Here is a 12,269-nt window from a genome sequence, read left to right as displayed (position 1 = left end):
ATCAACGGAGCTCCCCTCTATCCGCTAACTGATTTGCCAGTAGGGCTTGGGCTGCTGGCTCCCACATAGGCCTGCCAAGCCAAATCCAGCAGGCCATCCAAGACCGCCGCCGCCACTGCAGGGCCGCCCTTCCGTCCCTCAGTGCGGATGTGGGGCACCATGGAATCGGCCAGCTCCTGCTTGGCTTTCACCACATCCACAAACCCAGCCGGCGTCGCGATGACCAGGGCAGGGGATACCTCTTTCTCGGCGATCAACTGCACCAGGGTGGAAAGAGCCGTCTGGGATTGGCCAATGACAAAGATTGCCTCAGGGTAGCGCTGAGCTAGGGTTTGCAGGCCCCAGGCAGAGCGGGTCTTGTCCCTCTGGGGGCGGGTGACAGCTTCGCTGCCGCAGTAGATGGGGTTGGAGAAGGTGTTCTGCACGGCCCGCGCGATGCCTACCTGCACCATCGGCTCGTCCACCACAATGGTGGTGCGCGCCGCCAAAGCCGCCGCCCCAGCCTGCAGGGCTTCGTTGCCAAAACGGATGAGGTGGAGATACTCGAAATCTGCAGTAGCGTAAATAACTCGACGAACCACCTCATACTCGGCGGGGGAAAGCTCGTGCTTGCCCACCTCCTGGTCGATGATCATCAGGCTTTCCGCATCGGTAACATGCCACTCCATCGCCTCTAAACCTCGCCTGCCAGCCACCCTCAATGGCAGCATTCTAGCTGTAGAGGCCCCACTTGGCGGCAAAACCCGAAGCTAGCCCGGCGGCCAGCCCATCGCCCGACCGCCCAGAACGTGGATGTGCAGGTGAAAGACGGTTTGACCCCCGTCTTCTCCTTGGTTGATGACCAAGCGATAACCTCTGCTTAGGCCAGCTTCAACAGCCACCCGCTGAGCCGTCAGCAGCAGGTGCCCTAGCAACGCTTCGTGTTCGGGCTTGGCCTGGGCAATGCCGGGGATAGGCTCCTTGGGCACCACCAAGATGTGGACAGGAGCCTGGGGAGCAATGTCTTTGAAGGCGATGGCTCGCTCGTCTTCGTAGACAATCTGGGCCGGGATCTCCCTGCGGATGATCTTGCTGAAAACGGTGTCGCTCATGGGTAGTTACGAAACAATCCTGCCCTTAGCCTACCCGGTTTAGGGATCTCATTGGTTGAGCAGCCACTCAAACTCCTGCTGTAGGGATTGAATGGGCCCCACCCGCGAGATCAGCAGGACATCTTCTCCGGCATCCTGAAAGCGAGACCGCCACAAACTGACCAAGTCGGGATTGTTGCACCAGAAGCGAATAACCGCTTCGATTAGCTGATCCAAATCCCAGCCCCGCCGCGCCGGCACCTCCTCCAAGGATCCCAGCAGCGCATCCAGGGTGCAAGGGCGGGTGCCCAGGTACTCTACCCGACAAGGCCGCTTTGCCAGCTCCTGCTGCTGCCAGAAAAAATCGAGGGCAGGGGCAATGCCGATGATTTCAAAAGTATAAACCATTGGATCTGGTCCTAGTTTTCTTGCCAAAATAGAGACCTTGCAAAAAGAGGTTCAGAAACTCCTCGACCGATTCAAGTTGGGATCCCTTCCCAACCCTCTTCGGCCTGAACCTGAAGGTTAGTGGATGGTAGGCACTGATTATACTCAACTTGAGCCAATTGCCAAGGTAAAGAGCAGGTGGACACAGCTCTTTTGCCGCTGGCCACTACCTGGGAATCGGCTGCTGCGGCAAACAATCTTGTGCAGATAAGGCCGAAAACTGCTAGCAAACCAAAGCAAGGACTGCCAGCACTCCTCGAGATTTTTTGTGAGTTGACTCTGCCGACAAAACAGTTGACGCCCGCCTTTCCTGGAGGCGCCAGAGAGACGGTGGAAACAACGGCTTGGTGAAAGTCTCCGGCCTAGGCCCTTTCTTCTATCCAGGTCGGTATTGGGTTTTGCAGGTTTTGCGCGGCAGGAGAGCTGGGAGCGGGGAGATGAAACTCCAGGCGCGGCTGGCCTACCCCGTAGGTGAGGGTGTAGCTCCAGCTCAGGCAGCGCAACCACAGGCGGGGGTAGCGGGACTCCAGCCAGGGCTGCAGGCGCCGCACCAGCTTGGGAAACCAACTTCCCAGGAGGGCCGAGAGCAAAGCCAGTCCGGTGTAGCTGAAGTAGGTAGGTAGCCACTGGGCAAAGCCTTCCGCTCCTACTGCCTCCCAGATCCACAGCAGCAGCCGCGGGTTCTGCAGAGCCGCTTTGATAGCCATGCGGTTAAAGGCCAGCCAGCCAGCCCGGTCTTTGATGAAGTCGTCCACCACCTCAGGCGGCTCGGTGGCGAGAATACCGAAAAAGCTGTTGAGGATGGCGTTGATGCGCTCGGGCGGCAACACCTTGCCGGTGGGCACCATCATCCCCCGCGAAAACAGCCAAGTGACGGCGGAGTTGCCCTGGTAGGCGCGGATCTGGGCTAGGTCGGCGGCTTTGAGGAGATTATGGCGCAAGGCTGTGTCCAGCAAATCGCACAGGCGAGGGCAGTTGCGCACCAGGGATCCAAACCCCGTAAAGCTCAGGGGCGATTGCAGAGCTGCCGCATCCCCAATTAAAAGGAGGCGGTCGAAGGGCTCTTGGGGAGCTGGCTGCTGGCCAAAGCGTCCGGGGATGTAGCCAAAGGTGGCTTTTTTCCACTGCAGGCGCTCCGGGTCGCAGCGGCGGTATTCCGGCAGGATGGTGAAAAAGTCTTCGTACAGCTCCAAGAGGGAGCCCGGGTTTTCCGGATGCACCTGGTGGTAGTGGAACAGGTAGAAGGTGAGATCCTCCCCCGGCCCAGGGAACAGTTCCCAGATGAGCTGCCGACCGCGGCTGATGTCGCCGTGGCTGGCCAGGATGTCGCCAAATTGGGGATCCCAAACTCCTGGCTCAAACCCCCCTGCAATGGTGGCCCCTACCGTGGGGCAAACGCTGTCGAAGGCGCGGCGGCCGTAGAGCTGCTGGGCAATGGGGGAGGCCGTCCCCATGGCATCCACCAACAGGCGGGATCCCAGAGAGAACTCTTCTTGAGTGGTTAGGTCCTTAACCACCACCGTGACGCCTTGCTCCTCGATGTAGGCCCGCTGAAACTCGCTGCGCTCGTAGATGGCACCACCCCTGGATCTCAAGATTTGACCACAGAGCTGCAGGAGCTTTTCGGCATCAATGGCCAGGTTGAGCACCGTCGGCGTGTGCAGGACGGGGGCGCGCACGGGGCTGTTGCCATCAAAAAACTTGTTAAAACCATCCGTGTATTCCCTGAGGATGAGGCTCTCCATCTCCTCAGGGCTGAGGAGGCCAAACTCCACCAGCGTCTGCAGCTCCCGCCGCGAGATGTTCCACTCCCGGTTCATGCGGCCAAAGGGCAGCCGTTCCACCAGGGCCACGCGGTAACCTAAGCGGGCCATGGCCGCGCCGTAGATAGCCCCCAACGCCCCGCCCACGATCACCAAGTCCCACTCTTGGGGGGCGGGCTCTGGGGCAGGCTGGCGAAATAGCACGGGGGGCCGGCAAGCGTGAGGGGATTGGACTTCTTCCCGCCAGCGTTTCTCCCACCAGTAAACCCGCTGCAGGTCAAACTCCCCGTTGGGGATGCGGCGGAAATACTTCACCGTCTGCGGGTAAAAGGGCTCCAGTTGCTCAAAGATGGATCCCTGGCTGAGATCGACATCTGGCAACTGCGGGTAGCGGTGGGGAAATTGGCTTTGGATAGCCCTTTCCACTTCCTTTAGCCAGCGGCCCTGCTGGGGGAAAGGCCGCTCTGACCACTGAAAGATCTTGAGATAGGTGGTGTTCAGCCCCGACCAGAGGAAAACGGCCAGCTGCGCTCCGGATCCCTCTAGGCGTAGCCCAGTGGGGGTGAGTACCTTTTGGCTGCTCGCAGGCAGAGGCAGGTGCTCCTGCAGCCAGCTCAGCACTTGAGCGGTATCTGGGCAAGGGATCTCGCGGTAGTACAGGAGCTTGAGCACAGCGCCAAGACACAAAAAAAGCCGATCTTTACCCATTGTGACACGAGGGGATGCCGGAGGTGGGGTTATCTCGACCATCCATTCCCAGAGACGAAGGGGAAGAGGCGAACTAATGCCTCAGTGACGGGATCCGACTCCAAGGCCCAAACCCGAGCCTAGGGGGCTTCCCACTCGCTCCCCTCAAGCAGGAAAAATCGGGGATCCCCTCTAGGAAGCTGCAAAACACTGCTTCATCTCCTGCAGCACCTGAGCATCCTGGGAGGCGGTTCTAGCGCCTGCCTGGGCGGCCCAGCACTTAAGGCTTTCGATCTGGTCGCGGGCAATGGAGGCCAGGGGCACAGTTTCGCGGATGGCCTGCAGGATGTCTTCCTGGGTAAAGTCTCGCCGAGCGCCGCTGCCGCTGCCTCCAAAGGCGTTGTACATAGCGTCAACGATAGCCTGCTCGATCTCGGCGCCACTGAAGTTTTGGGCGGCTGCTGCCAGCTCATCTAGGTCAAACTCCCGCAGCCGGCTGGGGCGCAGCCGCTGGAGGTGCACTCGGAAGATCTCCTTGCGCTCGGCCTGGGTGGGCAGGTTGAGAAAGAAAATCTCGTCAAAGCGGCCCTTGCGCAGCAGCTCCGGCGGCAAGAGGGGCACGTTGTTGGCGGTGGCCACGATGAAAACGGGGCTGGTCTTCTCCTGCATCCAGGTAATCAGGCTGCCAAACACCCGACGGCTGGTGCCCGAGTCCCCGTTGGCGCTGCTGGTGATGTTGCCAAAAGCTTTGTCGATTTCGTCAATCCAGAGCACACAGGGGGCCATGGCCTCCGCCAGTTGGATCATCTGGCGCACGCGGCTTTCCGATTCGCCAACAATGCCGGCAAACAGCCGCCCAACGTCCAGCCGCAACAGCGGCAGCCGCCACTCGTTGGCGATGGTTTTGGCGGAGAGGGACTTGCCGGTACCCTGGATCCCCACCAGCAGCACGCCCTTGGGATTGGGCAGGCCGTAGCGCCGCGCCTCTTCGGTAAAGGCTTCCTGGCGCACCCGCACCCAAGCTTTGAGGTTGTCCAGCCCGCCCACGCTTTTCAGGGTCTCGCGGGCGGTGAAAAACTCCAGGATGCCGGTCTGGCGGATGGCCTGCTTTTTCTCCTCCAACACCAGGTCGATGTCGGCCTCGTTCACCTCCTGCTTGGCGGCCAGGGCGCGAGCCAAGACGCGGCGGATGCGCTCCCGGCTCAGCCCCTGACAGGCTTTGACCAGTTGCTCGCGGGCCAGGGGGGTGAGCTTGAGTTTTTCCGGGGCCACATAGAGCTGGATGAGGCGGCTGATCTCTTCGCTGTTGGGCAGGGGAATGTCGACGACGGTGATCTCCTCGGCCAGGTCGCTGGGCACTTCTAGAATGTGGCTGAGCAGGATCAGCGTCTTGCGGGTGCGCTTGAGCTCGCGGCTGAGGTTTTTCAGCTCCCGCAGGATAGGGGCGTTTTTGTCGCTGCTGGCGTTGCGCAGCACAAAGTGCAGATCCCGCAACACAAACAGGGTGTCTTCCTGAGGAGCCGAGCGCCACACCCGCCCCAGGGCGGCCATGATGGAGCCGCGATCTTCGCCGCTATCTTGCCAGCCCCGCACCACGTCCCAAAACAGCAGCCGCCGCGGCGGATCGGTTCTCTTGGCTACTTGCACGAGCACAGCATCCGCTGGCTCCTCTTCTGGAGAAACCAAGTAGATCAGGGGGTAGCGAGCCCGGATCATCAGATCCAGCTCCCGCACCAGTTCCCCTTGCACTTCGGTGGCGATCCCGCTCAGGATGGGATCCCCGCCGCTTTGCCGAGTGGGGTCAGTGAGATCTTTTACGGCTTCTGCCATCGGGAGTTAGGAGGGTTTTGAGAAGATTCTGTGTCTAACTTCAGGATAGAGCAGGGATCCGTTGCAGTTCGGCCAGCATGGCACGGGCGGTCTGGGTGGGATCCGCCGCCTCCATGAGAGCCCGCACCACGGCTACGCGGCTGGCGCCTGCCTGGCGCACCTCGGCCAGGTTGTGGAGGTCGATGCCGCCGATGGCAAACCAGGGCAAGTGGGCCTTCTCAGCGGCCAGGCGCACGTACTCCAGGCCGGCGGGGGGTTTTTCCGCTTTGGTGGGGGTGGCATAGACGGGGCCGACACCGATATAGTCCACGCCGCTATTGAGGGCTTGGGCCAGCTCTTCGGCATTGGTGGTCGACAGGCCAATCAGGCGCTGGGATCCCAGCAGGTGCCGCGCCTGGGCAACCGGCAGATCCGTCTGGCCCAGGTGCACCCCATCCGCTTGGCTGACCAAGGCCAAGTCCACCCGGTCGTTGACGATCATCAACGCCTGGTAGCGGTCGCACACTTGCCGCAACTGTTTGAGATCCCAGAGCATCTCCCTATCGGTGAGGTTCTTGCGGCGGTACTGCACCAGCGTCACCCCTCCCCGCAGCGCCTTTTCCACCACCTCCAGCCAGTGGGGCACCGGGCTGGTGACCAGGTAGAGATGGGCCGCCAACAGCTGTTGGCGCAGGGATCCCCCCAGCAGCTCGCTTTCTAGAACATAGAGCCGATAACGCATGTCTTTGGCCAGCTTGGCCAGGCCGGGTGCTACCCAATGACTGGACTCGGCCAACTTGCCGTATTCTTCCAAGACCCGCAGCGCTTCTTGCACACGGCTGCAATTGGCCTGCAGCAGGTGGCCGAGATCCCGCCGTTGCTCCTCTTGCGGATGGGAGATCTGGGTGCCCGGATCGGCAGGGGTGTCGCGGGCCAACCGCAGCGGGTCGCTGTGCCAGCGGGCCAGGGCTTGGCGCATGGCCTTGCATTCGCTGGCCAGCTCGCCGTTTTCTAGGCCAAAGCGAAACCACTCCTCTAGCACCCGTAATCCCTCACGAGCTCGGTCGAGGTTGGCATCCAGGATACGGGCGACGGCCTGCGGTTTCATGTCCCCTGCGCGTGGGAGTTTTAATCTTTTTTTACTGTAAGTTGAAACGGTTTCTCTGGCACCTGTCCTAGCCTTTGTCCGAAAAGGAGGCAGGCTGTTGCCAAAGGGCGTTGAGGAAAGCTTGCTGTGGCGTGTGTCCCCAGGCAAACTCACGGGGGCCGATCCCTTCCGGCAGGTAGGCCCAAGCATAGCACTCGCAGGCAGGAAAGTAGCGGATCTCCCACCAGGGCTGGCCGGCGGCCACATCCTTCACCGCCCGCCAAAAATACCCCCGCTGACGGGTAAGACGGGTCTCGACGAAGTAAGGGCCTTCCAGGCGCAAAGCTTCCACCGCTGCAATAAACTCGGCTCGTTGTCGCTCATTTCGAATCATTACCCTGGCTTCCCCTCGCAGGTTGGCTCTATTTTAAGAAGAGATTTTTGGTAAGCTACAGGGTTCTGCTCGTTTAGCTCGAATGGAGGCGGCAACACCCCAGAGTTGAACTCCCATCCTCTACCCAATGAATCCACAGAATTTGTCGCGGGTGCTGTGCCTGAGCAATGGCCACGGGGAAGATGAGGTGGGCAGTCGCATCGCCCTGGCCCTGACCGGCCTGGGGATCTCGGTGCAAGCCCTGCCGATTGTGGGGGAAGGCACCGCCTATTGCCGCCGCGGCATCCCGCTGCTGCCCCTGACCCAGGTGATGCCTTCAGGGGGATTTATCTATCAAGATTGGCGGCAGTTGTGGCGGGATCTGCGCGCTGGCTTGCTGGGCCTGACGGGGCGGCAACTGGCTTTGGTTCGCCGGGCGGCGGCTCAGGTCGAGCTGGTGCTGGCGGTGGGGGACATTGTGCCTTTGTTAATGGCCTGGTGGAGCGGCAGCCCCTACGTCTTCGTGGGCACAGCCAAGTCGGACTATTATTGGCGGGACGAACAAGGGCCCTACCGACGCGCTTGGCTGGGACAGCCGGTTTCCGATTACCTGCCCTGGGAGCGCTGGCTCATGGCCCGCAGGCGCTGTCGCGGCTCCTTCTTGCGAGATGAGCTGACGGCCACCGCTCTGCAAAAACGGGGCCTCCGGGCTTTCTACCTGGGCAACCCGATGATGGATGACCTGGAGCCGCGGGGAGAATTGCCTTTGGATCCCGACCGGCCCGCGGTGCTGCTGCTGCCGGGATCCCGCCCGCCGGAAGCCTACCGCAACTGGGCCTTGATGATGCAGGTGGTAGAGCAACTGCCGCCGGAAATCCAAGTTTACGCCGCCCTCAGCCCTAACCTGGAGCGGAACCCCCTTCAAGAGCGGATCCCTGCTCGACGCCGCGACCTGCTCCTGGTGTGGGGAGATTTTGGCACCTGTGCTCACCGGGCAACAGCGGTGCTGGCCATGGCGGGGACGGCCACGGAACAATGCGTGGGCCTAGGGAAGCCGGTGGTCACCCTGCCGGGGGAGGGGCCGCAATTTACCCCCCGCTTTGCCGAAGCTCAAACCCGTCTCCTGGGATCCGCAGTCCACCTCACTTCACCCCAGCAGGCCCCTGCCGTGCTCTGCCGGATTCTGAGCCGCCTGGCCAGCGATCCCGCTTACGCCGACCAACTGCGAGCCCACGGGCAGCGGCGTATGGGATCCCCTGGCGCTGCTCAGCGCATTGCCGCCCAGATTAAAGCCTGGCTCCCCAACCCCGCTGGCTAAGTCCGCCCCACCCTCTCCATCAAGTCGTCCAGCTCTGCGTAGTCCGGCAGCGCCGTGTCGATGGGCTGACCTTGGCGCAGCACCACCCGGTCGTGCTGGGGTCGGGAAAGCAGCTCGTCAAACCCCCGCCCCTTGAACAGCACCAAGTCTGCCGGCAGGCCCACCCCAATCGCCCCGGCCTCTACCAAGCCCATCATGCGGGCCGGGGTGGCAGTGATGGCCTGCGGCCAATCCCCATAGGGGGTGTCCAGGTGCAGGATGCGGGTGGACTCCCGAAACACTTCTAGGCCATCGTGATCTCCAAAGCCGTAGAAGGGATCCCGGCAGTTGTCGCTGGCGATCATCACCGGCACGCCCAAGGCTTTGAGCTCGTGCAGCAGCGTCACCCCCCGCCAGCGGGGCGTGTGGCCGGGGCGGCGGTCTTGCAAATAGAGATTGCACAGGGGCAGGCTGACCACGGCGATCCCCGCCTCCTTCACCAGGGCCATGGTCTGGTGGGCCACCTGCGGCGGCTGCACCGCCAAACTGCAGCAGTGGCCGCACACCACCTGGCCTGCAAACCCATGGCGCAGGGCTGCCGCTGCCACATGCCGCAACGTCAGGGATTCAGGGTCGTCTGTCTCATCGGTATGAAAATCCAGATCCAGCCCCCGCTCCTGGGCCAGGGCAAACACCCGCTCCAACTGCTTATCCAGCTCCGGCCCCATCGCCGCCACTCCGCCCAGGATCCCGCCCAGCTCCGCCACCTTGTCCGCCAGCTTCTCCCCTGCCGGTGTGAGAAAAACATCCAAGTAGGTCAGCGTCACCGCCTGCAGCTCTAGCCTGCCCGCCCACTCTCGGCGCAACTGGGCAAAGACTTCCCAGCTCACCTCGGCTTGAGGGCCCTCGCAAACCAGGTGGGTGCGCACCGCCTGGGATCCATGGGCGTAGCTGCAGCGCAGGCCAAAGTTGCAGCGGCGGTAGACATCCTGCCAAAGTTTTTCTCGCCTGCCGGCGTAGGCCCGCTCCATCTTGGCCCAGTCTTCCTGCTCGGCCCGGGTGGCCCCGGCAAAGGTGCCGTCGGGGTTGGGGCTGCGCGGCCACACGTGCCCTTTGTCCAGGTGGGTGTGGATATCGACAAAACAGGGCCACACCTGGCCCCGCCTTAGAGCTACACTCGGGATTCCCTGGGGCGGGATCCCTGTGGCCGCTCGGATATGGCCAATTCGCCCTTCCCTAATCTCCAGATCCAGCAGCACCAAGCCCTCTCGGTTGGGAACCGCCGCTGGCACCACATCCTTCAGCACCGAGATGGGAACTTGGGCATTCAGCAGCCAGTAGCGGGCAGCGCCAGGGATCTGCACAGTGGTACAGCAATTAGGCAAACTGGCCCACCACCTGCATGGCAAAGCTCAGCAAAATAAAGGCCAACCAGGGGGAGAAGTCCAGGCCGCCGATGGGGGGGATGAGGCCGCGGAAGAGGTTGAGATAGGGATCCGTGAGCTGGCTGAGCACCGACAGAATGGGGTTAGACCAGTTCAGTTGCGGGAACCAGCTCAGCAAAATCCGCACAATCAACAGCGCGTTGTAAATGACGATGAACTGGTAAAGGGAGCGAAACAGCAAAGACGCGGCACTGCCGTAGACCAGCCCCAGAGAGAGGCCGTCTGTCCAAGGGAGAGGGAGCAACAAAGGGCTGAGCATCATGGTTAGAAACAGCGAGGGAACAACTCTTCAACAACTTAAGCGCTGTCGGCAGAGGCAGACCTGATCCAGGAGAGCAACTCAGCCGAGAGGCGAGAACGCTGGCACTCCCCAGAGGAGAAAGCCAGTGCCGCCTCTAGTTTGGCATGGACAGGGGTCCCCTGCTTAAGGCTTTTCCTCGACAGCGCTAGAAGATATCTCCTTGACGAGCAGTTGTGCGCGGGTGGCCTGGATCGCCTCGTTCAACTCGGCAATCTTGGCTTCGAGGGTGCGGCGGGCCTGGGCAATCCGCTCTGTTTCCTGTTCCCACTCCCTCCAGTCGCCGGAGCTGGGCACAGCCGGCTCACCCGAGGCTCGGAGGCGCGGTCGTTCAGGAGGGACAGAGGTGCCGTTGAGACGGTCGGGATCCCGGCGCTGGCCTTCGGCGGATCCCTTGCTTAGTCGGGGGGCCAGCACAAAGGCGATCACCCCGCCGATGATCCCGCCCAACACAGCGCCGGCTACCACACCGGCAATGAAGTCGCCTTTCTGATCTGCCACGCTTTTGTCCAGCTCACCAAACTTAAGCTATCTTTTTCCGTTTTACCTTTCCTGTCCCACTCCCGCCAGCCAATTCGGCCAGGGCTGGGGAAGTCGCCAGGGGCTGAGCCGCTCCAGGTGGGCCTGCACCTGTTCCCTCAACTCGGCCAAAGTATGTTGCAGATCGCTGGTTGAGGGCAGGGATCCCAGTGCCGCCTGCCAGAGGTGAGTTGGAGACAAGTCGGGGCTGATCACATGCCACAGCCGCTGCAGCTCCTCAAAGTGAAGGCGGTCATCTTCCGTGAGAGAAAGCACCAACTGGCGGCGCAGTTCACGGGCCTCCTCCGACATCAGGTAGCGCAAACCCATGCGGGCGGTGGGTACCCAATCCAGCCCCCCATCGCTGCGGGCAATTTGGATCAGGTTCTCCAAGCGGTTCCAGCGGAACTTGCCATCTTTAATTAGCACTTGCAGCAGCCGCTGGCGAATGCGGGGCGATTCGTCCGTCAGCAGGCGCTTGGCCACATAGGGATAGGCCACGCCGACAATGCGAAACTGCGGATAGAGGCTGAGGGCCACCCCCTCTTGGGTAACCAAAGAGCGGATGACCAACGCAAAGTGGGAGGGCACCTGAAAGGGGTAGCGGTACATCAAATCGGAGAACTGGTCGGTGGCGGTTTTGAAGTTAAAGTTGCCCACCTCCTGGTTCAACACATCCGCCAACACCGTCTCCAAAGCAGGGATCAGCTCTTGACGGTTGACATCCGGCTGTAAAAAGCCCAAGTGAATAAAATCGTCGATCAAGGCGTCGTAGTCGCGATCCACCAGGTGAACCAGCGCGTCCACCAGGTACTCCTTCATTTCTTCGGTGAGCTGATCCATCATGCCAAAGTCGATGTAGGCCAGGCGGCCATCGGGGAGGGCAAACAGGTTGCCCGGATGGGGATCGGCGTGGAAAAAGCCGTATTCCAGCAACTGCTTCAGTCCGGCCACCACGCCGATGCGCACCAGTTGTTTCACCTCCAAGTTGGCCGCCCGAATGCGCTCCACATCGGTGAGCTTGATGCCGTCAATCCACTCCAGGGTCAACACCCGGCGGGTGCTGTAGGCCCAAAAGATGCGCGGCACATACACATCGGGATCGCCGCGAAAGTATTCGGCAAAGCGCTCGCAGTTCCGTCCCTCCTGCAGGTAGTCGATCTCCTCAAACAGCTTGCGACCAAACTCATCCACCACCGCCGTCAAGGTGTTGCCCAGGTTCAGGGGCAGCCAAGGCCCCAGCCAGGTGGAGGCCCAGCGGATGAGGTACAGATCCAGGCTCAGCCGCTCCCGCAGGTGGGGCCGTTGCACCTTCACCGCCACCCATTCGCCACTGTGCAGTTGCGCTTTGTAAACTTGGCCCAAGCTGGCGGCAGCCACCGGCTCGGGCGAGATCTGGGCGTAGATCTCGGTGATCGGCCGGCCCAACTCTGACTCAATGCGGGCAAACGCCTCCTGGGAAGGAAAGCTGGGC

The 12,269-nt window shown here is 61.7% G+C and carries 12 protein-coding genes; 1 reads left to right on the top strand and 11 read right to left on the bottom strand.

Translation table 11 applies throughout. From position 1 onward, the window contains the following. Positions 1-17 precede the first annotated feature (17 nt). The 7 genes from NW848_RS08430 to NW848_RS08400 all read right to left on the bottom strand — a co-directional run bounded on the left by NW848_RS08430 (position 18) and on the right by NW848_RS08400 (position 7,257). Entirely contained in the window at positions 18-668 is a 651-nt protein-coding gene (locus NW848_RS08430; RefSeq protein ID WP_011430416.1) for a precorrin-8X methylmutase, read from the bottom strand. An 81-nt stretch (positions 669-749) separates the two neighbouring features. After that, entirely contained in the window at positions 750-1,091 is a 342-nt protein-coding gene (locus NW848_RS08425; RefSeq protein WP_011430415.1) for a histidine triad nucleotide-binding protein, read from the bottom strand. 48 nt (positions 1,092-1,139) lie between these two features. Beyond that, positions 1,140-1,478, bottom strand: coding sequence for a hypothetical protein (locus NW848_RS08420; protein WP_011430414.1), 339 nt, complete (start codon positions 1,476-1,478; stop codon positions 1,140-1,142). Between the two features lie 401 nt (positions 1,479-1,879). Next, positions 1,880-3,988: an NAD(P)/FAD-dependent oxidoreductase gene (locus NW848_RS08415; RefSeq protein ID WP_049749753.1), complete on the bottom strand. Its 2,109-nt coding sequence runs from the start codon at positions 3,986-3,988 to the stop codon at positions 1,880-1,882. 171 nt (positions 3,989-4,159) lie between these two features. Beyond that, on the bottom strand, positions 4,160-5,683 hold the full coding sequence (locus NW848_RS08410) for an AAA family ATPase (protein WP_414402350.1): 1,524 nt from the start codon (positions 5,681-5,683) through the stop codon (positions 4,160-4,162). A 154-nt stretch (positions 5,684-5,837) separates the two neighbouring features. After that, positions 5,838-6,884, bottom strand: coding sequence for a thiamine phosphate synthase (locus NW848_RS08405; protein ID WP_414508507.1), 1,047 nt, complete (start codon positions 6,882-6,884; stop codon positions 5,838-5,840). Between the two features lie 67 nt (positions 6,885-6,951). Continuing rightward, positions 6,952-7,257, bottom strand: coding sequence for a hypothetical protein (locus tag NW848_RS08400; RefSeq protein WP_011430410.1), 306 nt, complete (start codon positions 7,255-7,257; stop codon positions 6,952-6,954). Between the two features lie 127 nt (positions 7,258-7,384). Here NW848_RS08400 and NW848_RS08395 point away from each other — a divergent pair, with 127 nt between their 5' ends. Continuing rightward, positions 7,385-8,554 (top strand): lipid-A-disaccharide synthase-related protein, encoded by a 1,170-nt coding sequence (locus NW848_RS08395; protein WP_011430409.1) that lies wholly within the window; start codon positions 7,385-7,387, stop codon positions 8,552-8,554. On the opposite strand, the gene NW848_RS08390 is transcribed toward NW848_RS08395, so the two are convergent. The 4 genes from NW848_RS08390 to NW848_RS08375 all read right to left on the bottom strand — a co-directional run. Further along, positions 8,551-9,918: a cytosine deaminase gene (locus tag NW848_RS08390; RefSeq protein WP_414402334.1), complete on the bottom strand. Its 1,368-nt coding sequence runs from the start codon at positions 9,916-9,918 to the stop codon at positions 8,551-8,553. The genes NW848_RS08395 and NW848_RS08390 overlap by 4 nt on opposite strands. Continuing rightward, positions 9,911-10,240 (bottom strand): YggT family protein, encoded by a 330-nt coding sequence (locus NW848_RS08385; protein WP_011430407.1) that lies wholly within the window; start codon positions 10,238-10,240, stop codon positions 9,911-9,913. The genes NW848_RS08390 and NW848_RS08385 overlap by 8 nt, the downstream gene beginning before the upstream one ends. Positions 10,241-10,402: 162 nt before the next feature. Next, positions 10,403-10,777, bottom strand: coding sequence for a hypothetical protein (locus NW848_RS08380; protein ID WP_011430406.1), 375 nt, complete (start codon positions 10,775-10,777; stop codon positions 10,403-10,405). A 42-nt stretch (positions 10,778-10,819) separates the two neighbouring features. Beyond that, the coding region (locus NW848_RS08375; RefSeq protein WP_414510875.1) for an ABC1 kinase family protein at positions 10,820-12,269 on the bottom strand (1,450 nt) is incomplete at its 5' end.

Source organism: Synechococcus sp. RC10A2, assembly GCF_047502605.1.
This window is presented reverse-complemented; position numbering and strand designations above follow the sequence as displayed.